Here is a 23,791-nt window from a genome sequence, read left to right as displayed (position 1 = left end):
CGCTGTTCCGTGACGGGGCGCTCCGCCGGGAGCGGAGAAGCGATCAGGATAGGCGTGCGTGTGCTGAACGTCTCCTCCGCATGCTCGGCCTCAGGGGCCTCTCTGGTCGACCGCCGGATGCCCGGCGTGCGCCGGGGCCCTCAGACGCGGCCGAGCGCGACGATGTCCTCGAGGAACTCCGCGGCGACCTGCGGAGACACGGTCGCGCGAGTGGAGGCGATCGCCGCGGCGTAGTCCTCGACCGTCGGGCCGGAGTCGCTGTCGCCGCCGGCGTAGACCGCCGCCTCCAGTGCCGCCTGCGAGGCCTTGCGGGCCGCGTACTCGATGTCGGCGGGCGAGAAGCCCTCCGTCCTCTCCACGAGCAGGTCGAGGTCGACGATCGCGGCCGGAGGGATGTAGCGCGCCCAGATCGCGCGGCGCGCCTCGGCGTCCGGCAGACCGATGGGGATGACGTAGTCGAAGCGGCCGTGGCGCAGGAAGGCCGAGTCGATCGAGCGGATGAAGTTCGTGGCGCAGATCAGCAGCCGGTCGGGCTGCTCCCGGAAGGTCGGGATGAGCTTGAGGAGCTCATTCGTGACGCCCTGGGTGGGCGAGGGCGGCTCGCCCTGCCGGTGCGAGGCGATCTCCTCCACCTCGTCGAGGAAGACGACGGCGCGCTCGAGGCCGGCGATCGTCTCGAACGTCTCGCGCAGGCCGCCGGCGAGACCGGCCGGATCGGCGGCGAGGCGCGAGGGGAAGACCTCGACGAACGACCACTCCAGCCGCGAGGCGATGGCCTTCGCGAACGTGGTCTTGCCGGTGCCGGGCGGGCCGAAGAGGACGACGGAGCGCGGCGGAGCGACTCCGTAGCGCTCGGCGAGCTGCGGCCGGGCCAGGGGCATGACCAGCCGGCGCTCAAGCAGCTCCTTCTCGGCGGTCATGCCGCCGACCGCGTCCCAGAGGCCGCGCGGAAGCACCCGCCCGCCGAGCTCGGCGAGGAGCTTCAGCTCCTCCCGCTGCACCGGGACACGGCGCTCGAAGTAGTGCAGGTTCTGCCCCAGCTCGAAGCCCTGGCGCAGGAACGCGCCCACCCGGGTCTCGGCCGCGGGCATCAGCGCCGAGAGCTTCGAGATGCCGGCGGGTGCCATCCGCGCCTCGAGCGCTGCGAGCAGCGCCGACCCGATGCCGCGCTCGCGGTAGTCGGGCGCGGTCGCCAGGAACACCACCCAGCCCTGGGCGTGGGCGGCGCGGCCGACCGCCGCTCCCACCACGCGGTCCTCGACGACCGCGACGACGGCGTGGTCCTTCGCGCACGAGGCCAGGACCTCGGCGAGGCTGTACACGGGCGGCGCCTCGGAGGCGTTCACCTGCTCCCAGAGGCGCAGCACACCGTCGACGTCGTCGGAGTGGTGATCGCGGATCCGCCAGCTGGTCATGAGCGCTCTGAGAGCCGGGTGGAGGCCGGGCACGGGCTCGACGGGTGCGCCGGGCTCGCTGGGGCTGACGCGGTGCTCATGGCTGCTCTCTCTCGACGGGCCGGTCTCGGTGCCGAATGCACTGACTTAGTCCTGATGTCCGAACATACTATTCTGTTTATGCTTGCGCGACCCGACAAACTGCCCATATGTCAGGATGGAAACTCGACGATCGAGAGCGAGGACCATGCCGCAGGACGAGCAGCTGCTTCCCCCCGACTTCTTCCTCGGGCTTGATCGCTCGGGCCCGGTCCCTCTCTACTACCAGGTGTCGAACCTGCTCGAGAAGGCGATCCTCGAGGAGACCCTCCCCGCCGGCGCCCGGCTCGAGAACGAGGTGGCGCTGAGCGCTCGACTCGGACTCTCCCGCCCGACGATCCGCCGCGCCATCCAGGAGCTCGTGGACAAGGGCCTCCTGGTGCGCCGCCGAGGCATCGGCACGCAGGTGGTGCACGGCCGCGTCACCCGCACCGTCGAGCTGACCAGCCTTTACGAAGACCTCGAGCGCACGGGGCAGAAGCCGGAGACGACACTGCTCTCGTTCTCGGTCGAGGGAGCAGACGAGAAGACGGCGGAGGCGCTCGGCGTCGCGGTCGGCAGCCCGACCCTCCACCTCAAGCGCGTGCGCTCGGCCGACGGCGTGCCCCTCGCGATCCTCGACAACGTGCTGCCCGAGCCGTTCGCCGACCTCGAGAGGGACTCCCTTGAAAAACACGGGCTCTACCAGCTCCTGCGCGGCCGCGGCGTCACGATGCGCGTCGCGAAGCAGCGGATCGGCGCTCGCTCGGCCACCACCGCCGAGAGTCGGCTGCTCGACCTGCCCAAGGGCGCGGCCGTACTCACGATGGGGCGCACCGCCTTCGACAGCTCCGGCCGTGCCGTGGAGTACGGCCAGCACTGCTACCGGCCGGACCTGTACTCGTTCGAGATCACGCTCGTCGAACGCTGAGCGCGCGGCTTCGGCGCGGCGCGACCCGTCGATGGGCGCCAGATCGTGGGGCGAGCGCGACAGATCCGCCGCCCGATCAGGCCCACAGGCCGCATTCCCCGGGGAACCCGACACGGTCGACTCGAGACGGCGTCATCCGCCACGCCCCGCGGGTCGGCCCGCCTGACGGGCCGCGAGGCACGGTTCTGTCAGGATCGTGAGAGCACGCTCATCCGCCCTGTCCGGCTCCGTCGGACCCCTCCCGCGACGTCTCGACGCGACGGGAGCGGCGCGACGAGGGCCACACAGCGAGGGAAGGGCTGGGAAGGGCACAGTGGGAATTCGCGAGTACGGACGTCTCCTCCGTCGGGGCTGGCTCGTCATCTCGATCTTCGTCGCACTCGGACTCACGGTCGCCTCGGTGGCGACAATCGCCTCCGACTCCGAGTACCGCGCGCAGACCACCGTCTTCGTCTCGGTCTCGACGGCCGACAACCAGTCGAGTGCCGAGGTCGGCGCCTCGTTCACCAGCGCGGAGGCGCGGGTCGCCTCCTACGTCGCGCTGGTCGATTCGAGCTCGGTCCTGCAACCGGTCATCGACGAGCTCGGGCTCGATCTCTCGGTCGGCGAGCTCGCAGCCGAGGTCACTCCCGCCGCCCTCCCGGGCACGGTCATCATGAGCATCGACGTGGTCGACGCGGATGCGCGGCGTGCCGCGCAGATCGCCGACGCGGTCGCCGAGAGCCTCCGCGGCTACGTCGCCGAGATCGAGCGCCCCGTGGGCGGCGGAGCGAGCCGCGTCGACGTGAAGGTCCTCGAGGCCGCGTCGGTGCCGAGCTCGCCGCTCAGCCCTGACCTGCTGGTCTACCTCGTGCTCGGCGGCGCCACCGGGCTGATCCTCGGTGTCGGCCTCGTCGTGCTGCGCTCGCTCGGTGACGCGCGCATCCGCTCGGCGAAGGACATCGCGGCGGGCACCTCGCTGCCCGTGCTCGAGTCGATCCCCTACGAGGCGGCGATCCGCCGCACTCCGCTCGTGGTCGACGGGCGCAGTGCCACCGCCGAGTCGTTCCGGATGCTGCGCACGACGATCCTGTTCGGCTCGGGCACCCACGAGCGAACCCTGCTCGTCACGTCCGCCCGTGAGGGCGACGGCAAGAGTGTCGTCGCCGCCAACCTGGCGGCCTCGATCGCACAGATCGGCCGCACCGTTGTGGTGGTCGACGCCGACCTGCGCGACCCGGTGCAGTCGGCCGTGTTCCGCGTCCCCACCGGAGGGCCGACGCTGGCCGAGCTCCTGCGCGCGGGGGGCCTGCCGGCCGACGGCACCCTGCCCGTGAGCGCTCAGGGCGTGTCCGTGCTGCCGGCGGGCGGCAGCCAGGCGAATCCGAGTGACCTGATCGGCACCCCGGCGATGGAGCGGATCATCGGGCACCTCGCGCGCCGCTTCGACCACGTGATCGTCGACTCCCCCGCGATCCTCACCGCCACCGACGCGGTCCTGCTCGGCAAACTGGTCGCGACGACGGTCCTCGTCGCCGGGGTCGGAGTATCGACCACCGCCGACATCGTCGCCGCGGCCGACCGCCTACGCGATGTCGGAGGCGACGTGCTCGGCACCGTGGTCGCGCAGGCTCCGCGCAGCGCCGTCGTCACCGCCGCTGCGGCGGCGTCCACTTGAGCCGCGGAGCCGCCCTCGCCGGCCCACAGCGTGGGCCCCGCCGCCCGCCCGCGCCGAAGCGAGGTGCGCACCGGAGCCGCGCGAGACGGGGAGGGCCGCGTGGGCGCCGACTGCGCTCGCGCGCTCGCGGCGGGCCGGCGATCGCGCCCCCGCCTCGACCCGGCCGGCGACGAGCCCCATCCCGCAGACGATCCAGAGCGTGTAGGCGACAGGCCCCTCCTGCAGCGTCGGCAGGACGGTGTAGCTGACGAGCGTCCCGGTGACGGCCGCCGCGGGCAGGAAGCCGTCGAGCGTGGGCGCGCGGAGGCCGCGGAGGAAGAGGACGATCAGCAGCGCAGCAAAGAGCAGCATCACGAGGATCCCCGACTCGATCGCCAGCACCAGGAAGAAGCTCTCGACCAGCACGCTGTCGGTCGAGTACAGCTGTGCGCGCGGCCCCACCTTGCCCAGACCGAAGCCGAACGGGTGCGAGATCAGGAACGGCAGGTTCTCGAGGAGGCTGTCGCTGTGGCCGATCAGCGACGGGTCGGCGACATGCGAGATCACCTTGTCGATGTAGAGGTAGAGGGTGACGCCGCCGATCGCCGCGGCCGTCGAGACCGTCAGCATCGCCCAGACCAGCATCGGACGGGCGCGGAAGAGCGCCCAGGCGATGAGCGCGACCGCGAGCATCGCCAGCCCGATGTAGCCGCTGCGCGACTGCGTGAGGGACACGGCGACCAGCGGCAGGACCGTCAGCAGTGCCTTCAGCCACAGCGGCCAGGCAGGGCGGGTCCAGAGCACGGCGAGCGCGATGGTGACCGCGACGGCGCTCTCGTTGGGGGCGCTGTAGGGGCTGAACCCGCGGGGCACGATGCTGCCTGCGACGAAGAGCGACGAGGGGAACAGCGTCCCGGGCGCCAGCGGGAACACCCCGAGGGTGAACAGCCAGTCCAGGCCCTGGTTCCAGGTGAGGATCGTGGTGATCGACGAGAGCTGCAGGACGACCACGAACGCCGTGGCGACGAACGCGAGATGGCGCTTCTCGAGCACCGCGGGCGTCACGATCAGGGCGAGGAAGGGCAGGAAGTCGTTGCGCCAGCCGTAGGCGGCCTGGATCGGATTCTCGGTCCAGACCGCCGAGACGGCGCCCAGCCCCACGATCATCAGCACCAGCACCACGATCGGCACCGGCACCCGCCGGATCCGCCCCGTGACAACGACAAGCGCGAAGAGACCGAGGATCACCGCGTCCTTGATCGCGCCGAACGCGGTCGCCGCCGCTCCCTCGAGGAAGGCAGAGGTGACTCCGTTCGCCGGGAGCACCACCACGAGCAGCAGGACGCCCAGCCAGGGCAGCCCGAAGCCCTCCCCCGCCGGGCGGCCGAGCACGCGCCGGAGCGACCAGCGCAGGGCAGGGACCGGCCCGCGGGCGACGCTCTGCACGCCCGCGCGCGGCACGACGGGCGCCGCGCGGGTCACGCCGCTCCGCCCCTGGTGGTGAGGCGGCGGACGACCAGCGGCACATCGGAGGGACGCGGAACGAGCGTACGCGCCGGCGGCCGGATCGCGAGCAGCATGACCACGAGCGCCATCAGGATCCCGCTCGCGTTGGCGATGGCGGCGGCGATCGCCCCGTTCGCCGGGCCGAAACCAAACAGCAGCGCGAGGCAGGTGATCAGGCCCGCGCCCTGCGCGAGGGTCAGGCGGAGGCCCTTGTTGCGCGCCGAGAGCACCTCGCCGGCGCTGACGGTGACGACCACGAAGATCGAGCCGATGATCGCGACGATCACCGCGGGCAGCGCCTCCGCGAACTCGGAGCCGAAGAGGAACGGCACACCCCAGGGCGAGACCGCCGCGAGGAACAGCGCCGAGGCGACCCCCACGGCGAACGCCGAGCGCAGCGCATCCCCGGTCACCGTGACGCGGGCGACGCCCGCGGTGCGGGTGATGTCCGAGAACACCGGAGCCGCGATCGCGTGCGCGAGGAACACCGGCAGGGTGCCGATGGTCACGGCGACCGAGTAGAGCCCCGCCTGGTGCGAGCCGATCAGCGGCAGCATGATCACCTGGTCGAGGCGCTGGTACGCCGCGTCCGAGGCCTGGGCGCCGTAGAACGTGACGCTGCCGCGCAGGACCGGGCGCCAGGGAGCGGGCGCGGCGCCCCGGGTGCGGTTGAGCAGCGAGCCGATCAGGGCCGTCATGACCGAGCCGGCGAAGTTCGACCAGAGCACCCCCGAGACCGTGATCGCGTCGAGGAGGAACAGCAGCACGATCCCGCCGACGTACACCAGCGGCTGGGTGGCCTGGAGCAGGGCGACCGCCCCGAAGCGCCGCTGCGCGCCGACCACGCCGATGTCGATCATCCAGCAGACCATCAGCGGCGTGCCGGTGATCGCGACGACGACCGCGATCGTGGCCGCCTCGTCCAGCGCCGAGAGCAGGGTGGAGGCGAGCAGCCAGGCGACGAGCGCCGCGGGGATCGCCGTGAGCAGCGCGAGCCGGCGGGCGGTGCGCACCGCCCCGAGGTCGCCGGCGGCCAGCACACGCCGCCGGATCTCGAGCGGCATGCCGAGTGCGAGGACGATCGGGACGAGGTACATCGACGCGAGGGCCGCGGCCGTCTCCCCGCGGCCGCTCGGGCCGAGGGACTGCGCGATGATCGGAGCGCTGACCAGGCCGAGAGCAGCGACCGAGAGCCGGCTCGCCAGCATGGTGATCGGGGAGTCGAGCAGGCGCAGCAGGCGGCTCACGAGGCGTCCACGGAGCGGGCGCCGACCGCGGCGAGCAGCCGCTCCTCGAATCCGTCAAGAGCGAAGGTGCCGGTCTCGTCGTGGATCGTCACGTGCATGCTCTCGCGCATCGGCGCCACCTCGACCCAGACGCCCAGGGGGAAGCGGAGGTGCCCGGGCACACCGCCGACCATGGTGTCCGGCTCGATCCGGGGCAGCAGCTCCTCGGGAACCGGCACCTCGGTCGCGGGCAGCGAGACGTGGATCTCGAAGGGCACGCGCGGAGTGCCGACGGGCGGCCGCCACCGGGAGATCGGGAGCCGCACGGCGTCCTTCACGGCGTTCTTCACGCCCAGAAGCGCGCCGGCCAGCAGCCACGTCACGGGGAGGCCCGACTTGGTCGCCGCTGAGAGCCGGTCGAGCAGCGAGGTCGCCGACCAGTCGTCGGCGCGCAGACGGCCCATCGGCAGCGAGGGCGAGAAGTTGCCGCTGACCTCGGTGCCCTTGGCGATCCAGCGCCGACCGTCGACCGGCACGACGACGCGGAAGTCGAGTCCCTCCGCGGCGCAATCCCGGAGGCAGCGCAGGACGAGGCTCGCGGCCTTCAGGGACACCGGGGGCCGGGCCGGGCGGCGCCCGTCGCGGGCCTGCTCAGGAGTCGCGGCGACGGCGCGGAGGGTCTCGGGAGTCAGCACGAGGGTGACCAGCCGCGCGCGGCGCTCCGATTCTTCCTTCTCGAGGGTCTGCTCAAGCTGGTAGCCCGTCTCGGTCTCGGCGATCAGCGAGCGGAACGTATCGCGAGCGGTCCGGGCGGCGGCGAGGCCCGAGAGCTCGAAACGCGCCATCGCCTCCCGGAGCGGAGCCTCCGCGAGCGGCTTGGGCTCGACCGCATCGACACCTGGAGCCCCCAGCTTCTCGATCACCAGCGCCACGACCGCCGTCGCCCCCGTGCCATCGAACAGCGTGTGCGGGAGGGTGAAGCCGAGCGACGCGCCGTCGAAGACGATCCGGAGGGGCAGCTCGCCCGCGGTGAAACGCGACGAGAGGAGGCGGCGCGCCAGCACCTCGCGCTCCAGCCGCTCGTCGAGGATCCGCACCGCGCGCCCGGCCGCGTCGAGCGCGGCGGCGGCGTCGATCCTCCGCCACCGGCCCGAGCGCGACCGACGCCGCAGCAGCGGAGCGCCGCGCGGTGAGAGCAGCAGATCACGCAGGGCGGTCCGCACGCGCTCCGGAGTCACCCCCGTCAGCGGACCGACGTAGTAGCTGATGAGGAGGTCGTCGTAGCCGAAATCGCGCGGGGCGGTCACGCCCGGCTCCTGCCCGCTCCCGCGGTGCTCCGAGCGGCGATGACGCTGAGGAGCGAGCGCTCGTAGCCCGCGTTGACCTCGGCCCACGAGTAGGAGTGCAGGGCCCGCTCATGACCGCGGTACGAGAGCCGCTCTTGCTCGATCGGGTCGTTCAGCACGCGGAGCATCCCCTCGGCGATCGCGTCGGGAGTCGGCGCGACGAAGCGCCCCGCGTCGCGGAGCACCTCCCGGTTGAAGACCGTGTCGCGGGCGACGACCGGCGAGCCGCAGGCCATGGCCTGCACGAGCGCCGGGTTGGTGCCTCCGACGCTGTGTCCGTGGAAGTAGGCGCCCGCGTGCTGCCAGAGCGAGTGCAGCCGGGTGTCGTCGCTCACGTGGCCGAACCAGTGCACCCGCGGGTTCTGCGCGGCGAGCGCGCTGACGGCCTGGTCGATCGGGCCACCGTAGCCGGAGGAGCCGACGATCACGACGTCCCGCGTGCGGGCGATGCGGGAGGCGGCCTCCACGAACTCGGGCACCGTGTTCTCGGGGACGAAGCGGGCGACGATCAGGGCGTAGCCGCGGTGGGTCAACCCCGGCTCCACCGGGTGATCGGGAGGCACGTCACCGCCGTAGGGGATGACATCGCCCTCGCGGCCGAACTCGGACCTCCAGCGCGCCTCGATCGCGGCCGCGTCGTAGACCAGGCGGTCGCCGTAGCGGGCGGTCCAGACCGCCCCCTGATGGAAGACGAACTTGGCGAACCGGCCCCACTTGGCGCGATCCCATTCGATGCCGTCGACGTTGACGACCGTGGGGATGCCGCGCTTCTTGAGGATCGGCAGCCAGAACCCGTTGGCGCAGTTGAGGACCAGGGCGACGTCGGGCTTGTGCGCGGCGGCGTCGAGCGCGGCGGTCAGGCCGTACGAGAGGGTGCTCAGCGACTTGCTCTCGACGCCCCGGGTCTGGCGGGTGCGGACCCGCGCGTCCCGGTCCGGGTCGTCGAGCGACGTTGTGCCCGGACGCCCGTAGACGGTGACATCCCAGCCCTGCTGTGCCAGGAAAGGCGCAAGACGTCGGACCGCTGTCTCGAATCCCCCGTAATAGCTGGGATAGCCGCGCGTGCCGATAATGACGACGGACCTGCCCATGTCCCGTTTCTCCCCCTGTTGTGCGGACACCCGTCGAGAAGGCGTTCTCCCGGTGATCTGCGACATCGCCCTACCGCTCGATGCGACAGTGCACGGCATTCGATCCGGAGGAATAACCCCTCCCCCGAAGGCGGGCATCGGCGCTCATACTAACCACTCTCAGGGGGCCGTCCGCCACCGCTGCAGCGACAGGGTCGCTACTCCGACCAGGAAGAAGATCGAGAGGATGAGGAGGGTCATGCTCGCCACGATCCGGGAGCCTCCGGAGAGTTCGGGATCGAGGAACTCGTACACATACCGCGACGTCAGTGCGCCGCGTACGAAGGTGTACGCGAACCAGACGACGGGGAACACCATCACCAGCCAGACCAGTCGCAGATCGACTGGTCCCGCGCCAGGAATCACCATCAGCTCGACCAGCGCGAGCGCCGGGACGAGCACGTGCAGCACGACCGTGCTCGCGTTCATCTGTGCCGGATCGCCGAGCACCGTGGGGCCGTAGATCACCAGGAACAGGCCCGACATGCTCACCAGGGTCGCGGCGTTGAGGGTGCGCAGCACCGTGATCCGGGACGGTTCTGTGCGCCCCGCGCGTGCGCGCCTCCGCCCGCCAGATCGCGCCGAGCGCCATGCGCTGCGGCCCGCGATCGTGAACGCGACGACCGAGAGGATGTTGGTGAGCGCCGTGACCGAACTCAGGAAGTCGGTCGCCGCGTCCCAGCCCACCTGCACCTGCGCGACGACGACCGCATTGAGCACGACGACCGCGCCGAGAGCGGCGACCGCCCAGCGGACGAGTGCGATGCGGCGTCGGGTTCTCATAGGACCTCTCCTCAGTGCGGCGGCCTGCTCCAGAGCCGGAGTCGTCAGTGCTCGCGGGCGTTCGCTACAGTCGGAACATCCATCAGAGAACCCATTCCGAGACAGGGGTCGAATGCCCGGTAAAGGTCCGCACCGAGGATCCCTTCGGATCCTGCTCGATGGTAATTGGTGGATCCGCGGACCGATCTCGAATCGCGACGTCATGCGCGAGATCGTCTTCTCCTGGGCGCGTTCCTTTCCCGAGGATTCGCTTGTCGTCGCCGTGCCCTCCTCGGCCGTGGAGACAGCGCGGAGCGAACTCGGACACCGTGCTCGCGTCGTCGCGACCCGGCTGCGCCCGCAGGGGGTGAGCGCCGTTCTCGAGCTCGCACTGCTCGCGCTGCGGCTGCGGCCCGACATCACGCTCGCCCACAACTTCACGCCCCTCCTCGGCCGTTCGGCCGTGTTCGTGCAGGATTTCCTGTTCCTCACGAATCCCGAGTGGTTCACCCGCACCGAGCGCGCCTACTTCTCGCTCATGCCGCTCAGCATCCGGCGGGCCGACCTCGTCATCGCCAGCAGTGCGGCGGAGTCGCGCCGCATCGTCCGCACGTCGGCCGCCCGCTCCGCCGTGCCCGTCGGCCTCGGGCTGAGCCGCGCCTTCGCGAGCGCCGAGCCCGTCGCGCCCGCCGGCGTCGACGGACTCGACGGCTTCCTGCTCGCGGTGGGGCGGCTGAACGCCCGCAAGAACCTCGCGACCGCGATCGAGGCGGCCCTCGCCTCCGGGGTGCTCTCCCCCGCCTTTCCGCTGCTCGTCGTCGGCGAGGCCTCCGGGGTGCGGACGGAGTTCCTGCCTGCGGTCCGCGCGGCGCTCGACGACGGCTCGGTGCGACTCCTCGGCCGGATCGAGGTGGAGGAGCTGCGCTGGCTCTACGAGAACGCCGCGCTGTTCCTGTTCCTCACCCTCGACGAGGGCTTCGGCCTGCCGACACTCGAGGCCCTCGCCTGCGGAACGCCGACGCTGGCTAGCGACATTCCGGTGTTCCGCGAGATCCTCGGCGAGCACGCGCACCTCGTCGATCCGCGCGACGGGGAGGCGATCGCCGCGACGATCCGCGAGCTCGTCGCGCATCCGCGGCCCGCCCTCGACCCGGCTCCGGTGCTCGAGCACTACAGCTGGGACGCGGTCGTGCAGCGCCTGCGCACGGCGATGCTGGAGGTGCTGCCGTGAGCGGCGCCCTGGCCGTGTCGATCGTGATCGTCACCTACAACAGCGTGGGCGTGATCCGCTCCTGCCTCGACGCGCTGGATGGCCGCGACGAGAGCATCGAGATCGTGGTGGTCGACAACCTCTCGCGCGATGAGACGGTCGCTGTGCTGCGCGCCGAGTACCCGGCCGTGCAGGTGGTCGAGAACACCGAGAACGCCGGCTTCTCGCGGGCCGTCAACCTCGGGGCCGCGCACGCCTCCGGCCGCCACCTGCTGCTCCTGAACCCGGATGCGCAGATCTCGGCCGCCGTCGTCGCCTCCCTCGCGTCGCTCCTCGATGCCGACCCGACCATCGGCGCCGTCTCGCCCCTGCTCGAGAACGAGGGGGAGGACGTGGTGATCGTCGCCGCGGGCCACGCGCCGACGATCCCGCGGATGCTGCTGCACCAGACGGGACTCTCGCGCCTGGGCCGCCGCTTCGCGGCGTTCGAGGGCCACTACCTCTTCGCCGCGGACCTGCACGGCGAGCCGCGCGATGTGGACTGGGTGAGCGGCGGCTGCCTGATGGTCCCGCTCGCCCTCTGGCGCCGGATCGGCGGGCTCACCGACCGCTGGTTCATGTACGCCGAGGACGTCGAGATCTGCCTGCGCCTGCGCGCCGAGGGCCTGCGTGTGGTCCTCGACCCGCGGCTGCACGCGCTGCACGCGATGGGCGGCTCCTCGAGCGACGTCGACGGCCGCGTCAGCACCGCCTGGATCGTGAACCTCTTCGACCTCTACGGCTGGCGGATGGCGCGCTCGGACCTCCAGCAGCGGCTGTGGCGCGCCGTCGTGCTCGCCGGGATGGCCTCGCGGAGGCTGGTCTACCACCTCTCGTCGCTCCGCCCGACGCGCGCGGAGGCGTCCGCGCAGCAGGTGCACCGCTACCGCATCTACGCCCGCGCCCTGCGATCGGCCCCCCTCACCCGAGACCGCGAGCCGCTGCGCCGCTGACGCCGATCGAGTCGCCTCACTCCTCGAGGCGGCGCACCACCCGCGCGGGCGAGCCCACCGCGATCGCGTTCGCGGGCACGTCCCGGGTGACGACGGAACCGGCGCCGATGACGGCGTTGTCTCCGATGACGACTCCCGGGAGGATCGTGACGTTCGCGCCGAGCCAGACGGAGCGGCCGAGGACGACCGGCGAGGGGAGGAGGTCGGCGCGGCGGGCCGGCGCGAGGCCGTGCTGGAGTGTCGCGATGACGGTGTTGTGGCCGAGGAGGCAGTCGTCGCCGATGGTGATCCCGCCCTGGTCCTGGAACCGACAGCCGGAGTTGATGAAGACGCGCTTGCCCAGCGTGATGTTCCTGCCGAAGTCCGCGGTGAAGGGCGGGAAGAGCGTCACACTCTCGTCGACGGGCCTGCCCGTGAGCCGGACGAGGAGCGCGCGGACCTCCGCGGGTTCGCGGTAGCCGCCGTTCAGCTCGCCCGCGATGCGGAGCGCCTCCTGGCTGGTGGCGTGCATGACGGCGTGCAGCGGCGAGCCGCCCGTGACGGTGGTGCCGGCGTCGAGCGCGGCGAGGAGCTCGGCGAGCGACGCCTCCTGGTACGGGTCTGCGGACGCGACGCTCACTCGAGGGCTCCCGCGCGGACGTCGCTGCCGCTTGTCCAGTTGCCGAGGAGCTGGAGGCGCTCCGCGGAGGGCGTCCCGCTCTCGGCCGTGTAGACGAGCAGACGCAGGCCGTCCTCGGCGGTGACCGCCAGTTCCTCGTAGACCAGGGCCAGATCGCCGACGACGGGATGGTGGAAGCGCTTCGTGCCGCCGCCGTGCGTGCGGACGTCGTGCGCCGACCACAACCGTGCGAACGTCTCGCTCCTGGTCGTGAGTTCGCCCACCAGGTCCTGGAGTGCCCGGTCATGAGGGTCGCGGGCCGCCTCGACGCGCATGATCCCGACGCACATGTGCGCGAAGAGATCCCAGTCGGGGTAGAAGTCGCGGGCGGCCGGATCCAGGAACTGGAACCGCGCGAGGTTGGGCGTTCCGCCTCCCGCACCGATGACGGGCGAGTAGAACGCGGCCCCGAGAGCGTTGGTCGCGACCAGGTTCTGCCGCCGGTCGCGCACGAACGCGGGGCCGCCGGTGATGGCGTCGAGCGTGCGCTGCAGTCCGGCGCGCGCCGGCTGGACGCCGCTCGCGCGACGTCGAGGGCGGGCGGAGGCAGGGCGGCCGTCGGCCGCGCGGGCGAGGTGGTGGAGGTGCATCCGCTCGGTCTCGTCGAGGCGCAGCGCCCGCGAGAGCGCCTCGAGGACGCCGGCGGACGCTCCCGCGATGTCGCCGCGCTCGAGCTTCGCGTAGTACTCGACGCTGACGTCGGCCAGCATCGCCACCTCGGCCCGGCGCAGGCCCGCGACGCGGCGGTTCCCGCCCGTCGGGAGGCCGACGTCGGCGGGGGAGACGCGTGCCCGTCGTGACAGGAGGAACTCGCGGACCTCGGTTCGGTTGTCCATGGCGTCCACGGTAGGTCGCTCCTCCGTGGTGAGGGGTGTACCGGCGGTACGCCCTTCGGCAGAGACTCCCGGGGCGATGTCGGCGCGGCTTGACTGCGACCATGCTGAACCGACGACACGTCCTGCCGGCGCTTGTCGCCGTGCTCGCGCTGACGGGGTGCGCCACGGCCGAGCGGGCCGTCACGAGCGGGAGCACCCCGACCGCTGCGCCCCCGTCGCCGTCGAGCACCGTGCCCTCACTCTCGGATCTCGCGAATGGAGACGTCGTGCCCGACACCGACGGAACACCCCTGACCCTGACGGTCGGCGACCGCGTCGTCACCGCCCGACTGAACGACACTCCGGCCGCCCGCGCCCTGGCCGAGCAGCTGCCGCTGACGCTCGCCTTCGACGATCTGAACGCAGTCGAGAAGACCGCTCCGCTCGCCTCCCCGCCGTCGATGGCGGGCATGCCCTCGGGCGACGACCCCGAGGTCGGCGACATCGGTCTCTGGGCGCCGTCGGGCGACCTGGTGCTCTATTACGGCGACGTCGGCTACTGGGACGGCATCGCCCGGCTCGGGACCTTCGATGACGTCGAGGCGATCGCCTCCCTCACCGGCCCGTTCACCGGGACCCTCGCCCTCGGCTGAGGGGCGGCCGCCGTGACCCCGTCGAGCTCCGCCGCTGACGACCTCGCGCTCGCGGTCCGCGCAGCGCACCACCTCGCCGATCTGACCGCGCAGATGTACATCGACGCTCTCTGGCGTGCGAAGAACGACCCCGACGAGACGCGCTGGATGCTCAACCGGCTCGCCGCCGAGCTGCGGTCGGCCCGCACCGTCCTCGCCGCCACGCAGGATACGGACTGGTGGGAGTCGGCGTCGGTCGACGCCATCGCGCACGCGTGCCAGCTCGCGCGCACGTGGGGCCGCGCCCATCCCGACATCGCCGGGTGGGAGCGGCAGCTCCTCGCGACGATCGAGGGCAGGACGCGCGCCGCTCCGCTCTCCGCGTGACTCCCCTCGTCGCCGACGTCGCCGTCCGCCTCTTCGACGACCGCGGCATCACCGGCATCGCGGGAGTCGGGGTAGATACTCTTGCCCTCGCCGATTGTCACTTTCGCGCGGGTGGCCAAGGGTAATTCGAGCGATGGCTGGGGGCTTCCGGATCCAACTGTGTGGTCGTTCTGCTTCTGTGACTCGAGTCGGGCCGGCTTCGACGCTCACGTGGGCGACGAACGAGCTCCCGGTCAGAGCGCAGCCGGGAGATGTTCAATCTCGTTGCGTCGCTACTCGCCATCGTTTCGGTGATCATCTGCGTCGTCCACGTCTCGCGCATATCGGACGTCGATGTGGGTTGGGGCTGGATAATCTGGTCGGCAGGGATCATGTTCTCCCTTGGCGTCGTCCGTTTCGCGTGGGAGCTTACTCTCCGCACCCCCGACGAGGACGCGGATGAGTGAACCATGCCGCTGACGTCGCGGCGGCGACGGTTCTGCAGCGGTTCCCTCGAACCGCTGGACGTTGGCGATGCTCATGAGACGCTATCGACGGATGTTCAGAGACATACGAAGAGCCCCAGCCGCATTGGGTCGGGGCTCTTCGTCTGGTGCATGAAGTCAGCAGCGTGACGGGGCTGTCAGTCCTGTCACGCTGAGGAGAGTGACCGGGTCGGTTGGGGCGCCGTTGATGTAGATGCCGAGGTGCACGTGGTCTCAGGTGGCTGTGCCGATCTGCCGGCGACTCCGACGAAGTCACCCTTCTGCACGATCTGGCCGACGGTGAGGGCCGACAGAGGGCGGAGGTGTCCGAGAAGCGACACGACTCCGTTGCCGTCATTGATCCTGTAGCCGTACGTGTCGCCGAGGGTCCGACGGCTCTCGACGACGGTTCGCCCGCTGACCGCGTACTGCCCATGCGCCCTCGATCCTCCGGTGCAGCGGTCGGTGCCCTTGTGCCCGCTCGCGTGGACGGTGATGTCATTCGTCTGACCGAAGTAGAACGTCGTCAGGTCACCGGTGTGGCCGGGCACTGCCACTAATCAACCAACACTGGAATAGCCGCGGTTGGCCGCTATCAGAGGCTGGTGCGCGCCGCGTTCGTCATCTCCAGGAACCCGTCGTTGGTCAGACCTACCAGGGATCTAGGTCCAAGATCGCATTGCGAAAAGACGGTCTGGACGAAATTCCCAAACAAAACTGAGTGGGTGCAAGAAGTCCTGTAAGGCCTACTAGGCCCCAATCGGGTAGCGCCGGCCGCCTAATATTATGTCTCTTCTTGAAACCAGACACATCATCCGGGCTAATCAGCTGCAAGAGGGTTTTGTCGATCTCGCCATTCCCTGCCTTGATCTCGCCGAGCCCTTTTGTCGAGAGCACTCCCTTACGAGGCACAACCGCGAGGTATAAGCCCCTACTCCGTAGTAATGCAGCTACTTCTCGCCAACCCGGATCCCAATCTAACAGATCTCGTTTAGCAGGAAAGGTTGACATGCCACCCTGTACTAGATCCATTGCGAGGCTAGCCGCATATCTCGTACTGTGAATCTTCTGGTAAGCAGCCTTCCGACTGTTGAGCGCTGCCTCAGCAACGCCCTTGCCTAATAGGCTAAGGGGGGCAGTGAACCGCCGAAGTGCATGCATATCTGCCCACCTCCAGTGGAAATCGTCGAACATGATCGATGCGGCATCACTACCCGCCGGCGACCACCGCACGATCCATGATTCGAGCATCCCCTGCGCATCACCTCGGGTAAGCGCGTACTCCATTTCCAGCTGACCATCACGTATTGGTTCTACCCACCATGTGAAGCTGAAGAGGTCTGAAGCTTCGCCTGCGTCTAAACTTGGGATATGATGCGGGCCACGAATATACGATCCCTTCATATCCCCGGACGTAACATATCCTACGCGCTCGTTCGCCGACTCTTCAGGACCAATTTTCTCAATCAAGGCCTCCATCGGGACCCTCCGTGATAGATGTGCAAGTTACGCAAGTTATTGCTACCGGGATTCAAATTACCAGTACGAGAGTAGCCGGTATTCGACGTCCACTGGTAGCCACCACCGAGACGCTGTGGAAGCGGTTTGAACTGCGGAGACCGCCACTGACGAAGTCCATCTCGAGAAGTGTAGTTGTAACCACGACCGTTATTTGAAACGGATCGACGAGTAGCACCGGTGTAAACCCGGCCACCGACTCTTGAACCAACGCGCCCGAGGAATCCACTGGCCCGCACTCCTGTGCGAATTAGAGCATTCGCCGCTGCTCCTCCCCTCTCGACCATCGCCGCTGCTTTATACACCCGCACCGCGATTACAGCAACACGCGCCACAGCCGCTGCTGCACCCAGTCCGGGAACGAACATCAACACAGTCAATCCGATATCAATTGCCAGACCCCAATTGAAGGCGCGCCCGTCAAGGTCGAACATGTTGATCGGGTCCACCGGGTATACATAGTCGTTTTGAACCCCGCCTTCTTCAGGGTCGACCTCGAGGAATCTGCCAATTGCAGCCACATATTGACGCGCACCCATTTCAATTGTGCTGATACTTCCGATGTGCTCCGACAACTTCTGGTGCTGCCCAAGCCAGCCGTAGTCAGCATCAGTACGGGACTGGGTATTCGGAATCGAGTCATCCGCAGCCACGGTGCCGATCAACTTTGTCGTTGGATCCACGACCTGACCATAAGGATCGTAAAGAGCGGCCGGCAGCAGCGCGCCCGCAGAGTTTTTCGCTCTTACCCCTGCACCGTCGGCCGTGACGATGATGTCACCGTGCAAGTTGGGGTATGCCCATATTTCTGATCCGCTCACTGGAATAGTAGCGACAACTCCACCGGGGAGGGAAACAATCTCTTCCATCAAATTATTCGATGAATCGAGTATGAAGTCCGGCGTATCAGACCCACCTTCGAATCCGTATCGAACTTCGGAACTGTTTCCAGCGATGGTCTGATTTCGGGACACAATTCGATCGAAGGCATCGCGCTGGTAGGTAGCCGCGCCAGTAGGTGTGACGGTGGAAAGGTGTCGGTCTGCGGCATCATAGGTCATTGCTTCATCACCGAGCGTGACAGTGTTTCCGCCCTCGTCGTACTTGACCTCCGAGCTACTCAGTCCGTCGGCCACCGCGTTCGCACCAGTTGCAGCTACGCCACTAGAAATTGTCGAGCCCAGAAGCCGATCGGCGGAGTCGTAGCAGTACGCAGTTGTGGTCGTTGCCGTCCCTGTGGGGAGCGTGGCGACGTCGGTGTAGCTTGTGCGGTTTCCGTTCTTTCCAGCGCGGACAATAGCGCCTGGATAGCTGGCCGTATTGCAGGACGAGTCACCGTATCCGTAAGTAAGATTATGGTTCGGAATTATCGCCTTAATCAGGCGTCCTGCCGCGTCGAAGTTGTAGTTCGCCTGAGATAGGTTACCTGCATCTGTAATCGTATCTTGAACAATACGTCCAGATTGAGAACGCAACACAGTGTCAGTCAAATTCGAGGTTCTTCCTGCCGGGAAATTCCACGTAAGGCCCACTTGTGCTCCCGTCCGATTGCTCCGAACGATACTACCTAGATTGGTACCGTTTCCGGCACTAGCTGCTGGGTAGCTCACCGCGGTGACTTGGCCGCGGTCCAGCAGTGAGGCGGCGTCTGCGGGTCCGTAGGTGACGGTGGCAAGGTCGGCACCACCGCGCTTGACCCTCGTGACGCGACTATCAAGGTCATACTCGAAAGTTTGTACGGAGACGATGGACGATATTTTCTTAGTTTGGGTCTGAATGACATTGCCGACGAGATCGTAGGTGGTTGCCGTAGTTAGACCCCAAACGTCGGCATAGCTGACGGCTCGGCCGAGAAGGTCGGTCGTGGTCGTGACCTTCCCAGCGGTTGGTGACGCGGCTATCGACGAGTCCGTCACCGCTGTTGTGCGCGGGTCTCCCGATGACGTCCCATCACTAGTGTAACTTGTAGTAACCGTTCGAGCAGCGATCGTTCCGGTTTTCGGGTAAGCGACGGCGGCATTGCGCCCGCGGGCATCATAGGTAGTGCAGGTCCACGCGCTGTCGCCCGACTGCTTTGCGCCCACGACGCGCCCCATGATGTCGTATATGTACTGAGTGCTGACGGAATTTGCAGATCCACCATATTTCGCATTAGTGGTCTGCTTCAGCATGCCGAACTGAGGGGTGGTCAGTGCAAGACCGCAGACCGCGGACGTAGTACCGAGAGCGGGGCCGTAAGTGTCCTTATCGCCGTAATAGGCGAAAGTCGTTCCGGCGCTGGCGGCGGTTGCTCCGGCTGACGTGGCCGCAGGGAGGGTTTTCCCGGTGCGGCGGTTATAGCCGTCGGTCTCGTAATCAGTCTTGGTGCTGAGGGCAAGCCCGGCTGGGTCGACCGTGCTTGAGGTGGAGAGCCCGAGCCACGGCTCGCTTCCGTAGTTTGTAGACACCGTCGACGAGCTCACCGCGGACGTTGATGCAGCGACGCCGTTCGGTGCGCTGGTTCCATCGCTCATGGTATTTGAAACCGAGAATTTGTCATCGGTGGTCGTTGAAGTGGTGAGGCCGTAGTCAGGTTTCATCTGTGCGCCGGGAACCCAGGTGAAGTCGGTGTTCGGGGACTGTGACCAGTTGAGTTCGAGGTGTGCGTCTCCACCGTTGTCGAGGTAGTCGAGGCGGATGGGGAGGACGGTGTTGTCGGCGTCGGTGTGGATGCGGCCTGGGACCGACCAGTGCTGCGACTGCGAAACCCAATCGTCGATCTTGAGGACGTTGTCGATCCAGAGGCGCGTGCCGTCGTCGGCGATGGTTTTGAAATACCAGTCGCCGGCGGTGGGAATGGTGATGCTGCCGGTGTATCGGGCGGAGAACTGGTCGCTACTGATTCCGGCCGGCGCTCCGGCTCCCCAATCCACGGCAATCTTTCCGGTGCTTTCCTGACCAAGGCCGTAACCGACGGGCACGCCGGAGAGTTGGTTGTTGCCGTAGTAACTCGCCGACAGTCCGTTGAGGTCACCGTCGTAAGTCGTCGTGGAGTGCCCAGTGCCCGAGCAGCTGGAGGTGGGCTTATTGCCGGCGAAGCAGGCGGTCGGCGCGGGTCCGTAATTGTCGTACGGACGGTTGGCGTAGTCGTAGAAGACGGTCGACTTGAGACCTTGCGGGTTTGTCGACGACAGCTGAAGGTCGCTACTCGTCCATTCGGTGAGGCTTTCCAGGCCGGAGGCCGTTTTCGAACTGAGCGTTCGGTAGGCCGAGTCGTACTTGACGGTGACCGCGTGGCCGTTCGATGTGCCCGAGTTGGGGACGGTGAGTCCGGCGACATCGACGGTGGTCGTGTCACCTCCCGCTGCTGGCCAGTTGTAGGTCTTGCTCGGGCGCGTCGACTGCGTGACTCCATCAGGTGCAGGGAGCGTGACAGTTACGGGGCGCCCGGCGCTGTCGTACGAGATCTCCGTGCGAGTGGTGGCGAGCCCGCTGCTTCCGGGAGAGACGTTGGTGATCCAGTCGTTGGAGAGGCTGTCGCGCACTGCGGTCACGCGTCCGCTGCCGTCGTAGACGAAGGTAGTGACTTCGTTGCCGGGGTCGTTGATGCGGACGAGGTTGCCGGAGGCGTCGTAGAGCAGCGCGGTGTCGTTGATGAACGAGTTCGCGGTGTGGTTCGGGTAGAGGATGCGGCAGAGCATCCCGGTCGGCGCCGCCACATAGGCCGAAGTCGAGCTCGAATCCGTTGGGCAGAGGTTCTGAGTGCCGGGCCAGTTCTCGCCGGTGTCGAGGCCGAGGCTGGCGGCAGTGTCGCCCTGATAGATGAAGCGGACGCTGCGGGCATAGGTGGTAGTGGAGCCGCTGGTGCTGCCGGAGAGCCGGTCCGAGATGCGATCCACGAGACCGTCGGCCCGATACGAGACGACGGGCGCGGTGGGCTTCTTGGTGTCGTCGGGGCTGGTCACGGCGGAGACCGCGCCGTCTCTGTTGAAGACCGTGACGACGCCGGCGCCGTCGGCAAGAGAGGCTGCTCCGTTGGCGTCGATCGCGGCGACGCCGGACTCGCCAGCAGGTGCGGAGTATCCACCGGCAGACTTCTTCGTGTAGGTGTGGGTGTCGCCGTCGATGTCGGTGAAGACGATGGACCCTTCCTTCACCTCGGCCTTCGCGTAGGTCTGCAGGTCTCCGACGAGGGGTGTCGAGCCGCTCCACCCGCCGGGGAGGACAGACCGGGTCGCTGTGACCCAGTCGGCGGGGATGAGCGATGCGCTGGTCGTTCCGACCTTGCGGATGTAGAGCTTGAGGCTGGCGTCGGTCGCCTGCTCGAAGTACTTTACGTCGATCGGGACCGCACCAGTGATGGTGGCGCTTGCGCCTCCCCACACGGGATCTTGATGAGCTGCGTCCCACCGGTCGACCACCTTGGTTCCGGCGCCGCCGTTCGCGGTTCCGACCGTGACGATGACACCGTCATCGCGGCTGGTCGCGAACTCCCACGGGCCGGCGTCAGGGACACGGAGGAAACCGCTCCAGCGAGCCATGAAGTTGTCGCTGTTCACGCCGTCACCGGGCGAGCCTCCTCCCCAGTCGAAGTTCAGCTGGGAGTCGGTGCGCTGGAGGATCTGCTTGATGTTCGTGCCGGAGAAGTCGGACGGCGGGACTCCTGTGCCGGTGTAGTTGTAGTACCGGCCGGTGAGGCCGTTGTTCACGGTCTTCTTCGAGTTGTAAGTGAAGCTCATACCGATGTCACCACCGATGGTCGCGACCGTCGGGGAACTGAAGCCCATGCTGACATTGCCGTTCGCAAGATTCACCGTGGCGGGGCCGGCGGAGTCGGTCGGGGCAGGACCGGAGTTAGTGATGCGCTGGTTGACGGTCAGTCGGTTGACCCAGAAGGGTCCCCACTCGTTGTTCGACTTGTCTCGAGTCAGCACGGTCCACGTGTACGTAGAGCCGTCCTGCAGGATCGAGGGCGGCACATCCCACCACGGATCGGTCCGCCAGCCGGAGGTCGCGACCTGTCCGGTCGTCGCGTCGGCGCCCGTGGCGATCCGGAAGGCGTACTCCTTCAGGTTCGCGTTCCCAATCGCGCCGACCTGCAGTCGCGGCGTCGTGGACACGATGACCGACTTGTCCGAGGGACTTGTCGTGCTCTGCTGGGGAACAGGGGGGTCGGTGGTCTTGAAACTCCAGGTCTGACTCACTGCGACCGTAGACGTACCGTAATAGCCATCGGCATTGTCCTTCACAAAGGTATGCCAGTAGTACCAGGTGTTCGGATTGAGGTAGCCCGCAGGAATTTTCTGGTCAGCTCCCGCTCCCCAGCCGGTGTCGTAAATGGGACTGATTTCTGGGTTCGGGTTGGTGCTCACGCGGTAGAGATGATCCAGACCACTCGTGGTGGGATCGTACTCGGCGTCCGCGTGAAGCGTCGGGGTCAGGGTCTGATTCTCCAGCTTGTCGGCCGGAAGCGGGTTCCACCCCGCGCGCGGGAAGTCCTTCGTCTCGAGCCACAGGTGCACGTCGATCCAGCGGTAGGAGTACACCCCTCCGCGCTCATCACCGCCAATGAGCAGATTGCCCCCGGATACACCGTTGCGAGCCCACTCGGCGAGCTTGGACCCAAGCCTGCCGTCCCAGCCCGTCTCACCACCCCGCTCCGAGATCGACAGGGACGCGAGCTGGACACCAGCGCCGTTGAAGCCATACGAGGTGACGTCGTGGACGCCCCCTGCGTAGGTTCCGGTCGTCCCGTCGACGATGTTCGTCACGCCGATGTTCGCGCCCACGACCTGCTTGCCTGCGACGACCGACTCGTAGTTGAAGTGCGCGATCGACCGCCAGACTCCATTCGAATTGGTGTTACCGACCTGCGTCATTCCACTGTTGGTCTGCCCATTCGACTTGAAAGCCGCGACGTCCTTGATGGTCGTCTCCGTCGTGGGATCCACGTACACGGGATAGACGCGCTTGGGGTCGTGCAGCCACGCCTGCGACGCGCTGATCGTCAGCAGGGTCTTCGAACCCTCCTGCACGAGGGCGACGGCCCCTTCAGCGTCCGCATCGGCCTTCTTCTCGGTACCCGACGAGTCCCAGAGAATCGGAGCGGGCATAGCGAAGACTGTGGCACCGGACTGATCCGAGAAGACGATGTTCCCCAGATCATCCTTTGCGGCAGCGAGTCCGGGAGCATCGACCTCCCACGTCCATGACGCCTTACCCGCCTCAGGGGCACTCTCCAGGCGCAGATTCTCCTTCACGTTCGACGTCTCGACGTCGTAGACCAGGTCGACGCCCTTGAAGACGTCCTTGTACTCGAGGTGACTCTTTGCCGAGCTGTCCGCCCACGGAGAAAGATCACGCTCGAGAACGCTGTGGTCGGCTCCGCGAAGAGTGAAACCGATCGAGTGGCCGCCCCTGTTCATCGACAGAACAGGCGCATCATCGGCGTGCTCAGCAAAGGACGGCTCGAGCGGGTGCACGTCCACCTCGGCACCGCCCTGCCCCAACCACGAAGCCGGACCAGTCGTCTCGAGCTCCGTCTCAACGGGAACCCACTCGCCCTTGCTCGTCTCCACCGCGGACGGCGTCAGTGAGACATCCGTGACCTGCTGGCTGTTACCGAACGCATATGTGGTCGTGAACTCGTCCCGATCAACGACCGTCGCCGTCGACGCGTCGAAGTCGTCGACATCACCCGGGGACGCTCCCTCGGTCGGCACGGCCGTGGACGTCGCTGTCGGCTCCTCCGTCGGCTGAGCAGTGGCATCCCCGACCGGAACGTCGCCGTCCTCCGGCACGAGCGCAGAGAGCGCCGGGGGCGCGGCAGGATCGGACGCTTCCAGCGGCACCTCATCGAGGTCAGCCGTTCCCGAGGATTCCGCCGCTGCGGCCTGCTCAGCACTGAGCTCCGCAGAGATCTGCGTCATCGCCGTCGCGGACGCCGCATCGACGCTCGTGACGGTCAGAACAGCGCTTAGTAGTCCTGCCAGAACAGGAACAACCAGCAAGCGGACGCGACGACGAGCCACACGACCCCCAGAGACATGAAGCAGCCTCACCCTGAGGAGCAGCCCAACACTGGCAGGAAAATGGCCGAGAGAATGTCGCAGACCGGTCACAGACGG

General features: G+C 67.8%; 17 protein-coding genes. 7 read left to right on the top strand and 10 right to left on the bottom strand.

The genetic code is table 11. From position 1 onward, the window contains the following. Nucleotides 1-140: 140 nt before the first annotated feature. The gene (locus tag GSU10_RS00375) at nt 141-1,415 is read right to left on the bottom strand and encodes an ATP-binding protein (RefSeq protein ID WP_132504632.1); all 1,275 of its coding nucleotides are present in this window, start codon (nt 1,413-1,415) and stop codon (nt 141-143) included. A gap of 226 nt (nt 1,416-1,641) precedes the next feature. Between GSU10_RS00375 and GSU10_RS00370 the strand changes: the two genes are divergently transcribed. Continuing rightward, a complete protein-coding gene (locus GSU10_RS00370; RefSeq protein ID WP_068211918.1) occupies nt 1,642-2,403 on the top strand; it encodes a GntR family transcriptional regulator in 762 nt (253 codons plus the stop codon). Nucleotides 2,404-2,716: 313 nt separating this feature from the next. Beyond that, nucleotides 2,717-4,060, top strand: a complete 1,344-nt coding sequence (locus tag GSU10_RS00365) for a tyrosine-protein kinase domain-containing protein (protein ID WP_068211916.1) — start codon at nt 2,717-2,719, stop codon at nt 4,058-4,060. On the opposite strand, the gene GSU10_RS00360 is transcribed toward GSU10_RS00365, so the two are convergent. From GSU10_RS00360 to GSU10_RS00340, 5 genes are all read right to left on the bottom strand, one after another. Next, nucleotides 3,968-5,521, bottom strand: a complete 1,554-nt coding sequence (locus tag GSU10_RS00360) for an O-antigen ligase family protein (RefSeq protein ID WP_132504630.1) — start codon at nt 5,519-5,521, stop codon at nt 3,968-3,970. The two genes, GSU10_RS00365 and GSU10_RS00360, sit on opposite strands and share 93 nt — an antisense overlap. Beyond that, a complete protein-coding gene (locus tag GSU10_RS00355; RefSeq protein WP_068212612.1) occupies nt 5,518-6,792 on the bottom strand; it encodes a lipopolysaccharide biosynthesis protein in 1,275 nt (424 codons plus the stop codon). Before GSU10_RS00355 ends, GSU10_RS00360 begins: the two co-directional genes overlap by 4 nt. Then, a complete protein-coding gene (locus GSU10_RS00350; protein WP_068212614.1) occupies nt 6,789-8,078 on the bottom strand; it encodes a hypothetical protein in 1,290 nt (429 codons plus the stop codon). The genes GSU10_RS00355 and GSU10_RS00350 overlap by 4 nt, the downstream gene beginning before the upstream one ends. Beyond that, entirely contained in the window at nt 8,075-9,208 is a 1,134-nt protein-coding gene (locus GSU10_RS00345) for a glycosyltransferase (protein ID WP_132504628.1), read from the bottom strand. The genes GSU10_RS00350 and GSU10_RS00345 overlap by 4 nt, the downstream gene beginning before the upstream one ends. A gap of 159 nt (nt 9,209-9,367) precedes the next feature. Continuing rightward, nucleotides 9,368-10,030, bottom strand: a complete 663-nt coding sequence (locus GSU10_RS00340) for a Pr6Pr family membrane protein (RefSeq protein ID WP_068212617.1) — start codon at nt 10,028-10,030, stop codon at nt 9,368-9,370. A gap of 202 nt (nt 10,031-10,232) precedes the next feature. Here GSU10_RS00340 and GSU10_RS00335 point away from each other — a divergent pair, with 202 nt between their 5' ends. Both GSU10_RS00335 and GSU10_RS00330 read left to right on the top strand, forming a co-directional pair. After that, a complete protein-coding gene (locus GSU10_RS00335; protein WP_082845254.1) occupies nt 10,233-11,240 on the top strand; it encodes a glycosyltransferase family 4 protein in 1,008 nt (335 codons plus the stop codon). Next, a complete protein-coding gene (locus GSU10_RS00330; RefSeq protein ID WP_068212623.1) occupies nt 11,237-12,211 on the top strand; it encodes a glycosyltransferase family 2 protein in 975 nt (324 codons plus the stop codon). Before GSU10_RS00335 ends, GSU10_RS00330 begins: the two co-directional genes overlap by 4 nt. A gap of 16 nt (nt 12,212-12,227) precedes the next feature. On the opposite strand, the gene GSU10_RS00325 is transcribed toward GSU10_RS00330, so the two are convergent. After that, a complete protein-coding gene (locus GSU10_RS00325; protein WP_068212626.1) occupies nt 12,228-12,830 on the bottom strand; it encodes a DapH/DapD/GlmU-related protein in 603 nt (200 codons plus the stop codon). Continuing rightward, nucleotides 12,827-13,705 (bottom strand): helix-turn-helix domain-containing protein, encoded by an 879-nt coding sequence (locus GSU10_RS00320; protein WP_132504622.1) that lies wholly within the window; start codon nt 13,703-13,705, stop codon nt 12,827-12,829. The genes GSU10_RS00325 and GSU10_RS00320 overlap by 4 nt, the downstream gene beginning before the upstream one ends. 101 nt (nt 13,706-13,806) lie before the next feature. On the opposite strand from GSU10_RS00320, the gene GSU10_RS00315 reads away from it, so the two are divergent. From GSU10_RS00315 to GSU10_RS00305, 3 genes are all read left to right on the top strand, one after another. Further along, nucleotides 13,807-14,337 (top strand): cyclophilin-like fold protein, encoded by a 531-nt coding sequence (locus GSU10_RS00315; protein WP_082845116.1) that lies wholly within the window; start codon nt 13,807-13,809, stop codon nt 14,335-14,337. Between the two features lie 12 nt (nt 14,338-14,349). After that, nucleotides 14,350-14,703 (top strand): hypothetical protein, encoded by a 354-nt coding sequence (locus GSU10_RS00310; protein WP_068210802.1) that lies wholly within the window; start codon nt 14,350-14,352, stop codon nt 14,701-14,703. Between the two features lie 251 nt (nt 14,704-14,954). Then, nucleotides 14,955-15,149: a hypothetical protein gene (locus GSU10_RS00305; RefSeq protein ID WP_068210800.1), complete on the top strand. Its 195-nt coding sequence runs from the start codon at nt 14,955-14,957 to the stop codon at nt 15,147-15,149. A gap of 185 nt (nt 15,150-15,334) precedes the next feature. Here the strand turns inward: GSU10_RS00305 and GSU10_RS00300 are convergent, their stop codons facing one another. Both GSU10_RS00300 and GSU10_RS00295 read right to left on the bottom strand, forming a co-directional pair. Beyond that, entirely contained in the window at nt 15,335-15,718 is a 384-nt protein-coding gene (locus GSU10_RS00300) for a peptidoglycan DD-metalloendopeptidase family protein (protein ID WP_068210798.1), read from the bottom strand. Between the two features lie 915 nt (nt 15,719-16,633). Next, nucleotides 16,634-23,785 carry a PA14 domain-containing protein gene (locus GSU10_RS00295; protein WP_158286085.1) on the bottom strand — a complete coding sequence of 2,384 codons (7,152 nt, stop codon included), beginning with the start codon at nt 23,783-23,785 and terminating at the stop codon, nt 16,634-16,636. Nucleotides 23,786-23,791: the final 6 nt, after the last annotated feature.

The organism is Rathayibacter tanaceti (assembly GCF_009834165.1).
Classification (GTDB): domain Bacteria; phylum Actinomycetota; class Actinomycetes; order Actinomycetales; family Microbacteriaceae; genus Rathayibacter; species Rathayibacter tanaceti.
This window is presented reverse-complemented; position numbering and strand designations above follow the sequence as displayed.

Excerpts from the sequence above, each read along its gene's own strand:
- GSU10_RS00370 (WP_068211918.1), top strand. The coding sequence starts at position 1,642 with ATGCCGCAGGACGAGCAGCTGCTTCCCCCCGACTTCTTCCTCGGGCTT.
- GSU10_RS00375 (WP_132504632.1), bottom strand. The coding sequence starts at position 1,415 with ATGACCAGCTGGCGGATCCGCGATCACCACTCCGACGACGTCGACGGT.
- GSU10_RS00335 (WP_082845254.1), top strand. The coding sequence starts at position 10,233 with ATGCGCGAGATCGTCTTCTCCTGGGCGCGTTCCTTTCCCGAGGATTCG.
- GSU10_RS00315 (WP_082845116.1), top strand. The coding sequence starts at position 13,807 with ATGCTGAACCGACGACACGTCCTGCCGGCGCTTGTCGCCGTGCTCGCG.
- GSU10_RS00340 (WP_068212617.1), bottom strand. The coding sequence starts at position 10,030 with ATGAGAACCCGACGCCGCATCGCACTCGTCCGCTGGGCGGTCGCCGCT.
- GSU10_RS00320 (WP_132504622.1), bottom strand. The coding sequence starts at position 13,705 with ATGGACAACCGAACCGAGGTCCGCGAGTTCCTCCTGTCACGACGGGCA.
- GSU10_RS00305 (WP_068210800.1), top strand. The coding sequence starts at position 14,955 with ATGTTCAATCTCGTTGCGTCGCTACTCGCCATCGTTTCGGTGATCATC.
- GSU10_RS00345 (WP_132504628.1), bottom strand. The coding sequence starts at position 9,208 with ATGGGCAGGTCCGTCGTCATTATCGGCACGCGCGGCTATCCCAGCTAT.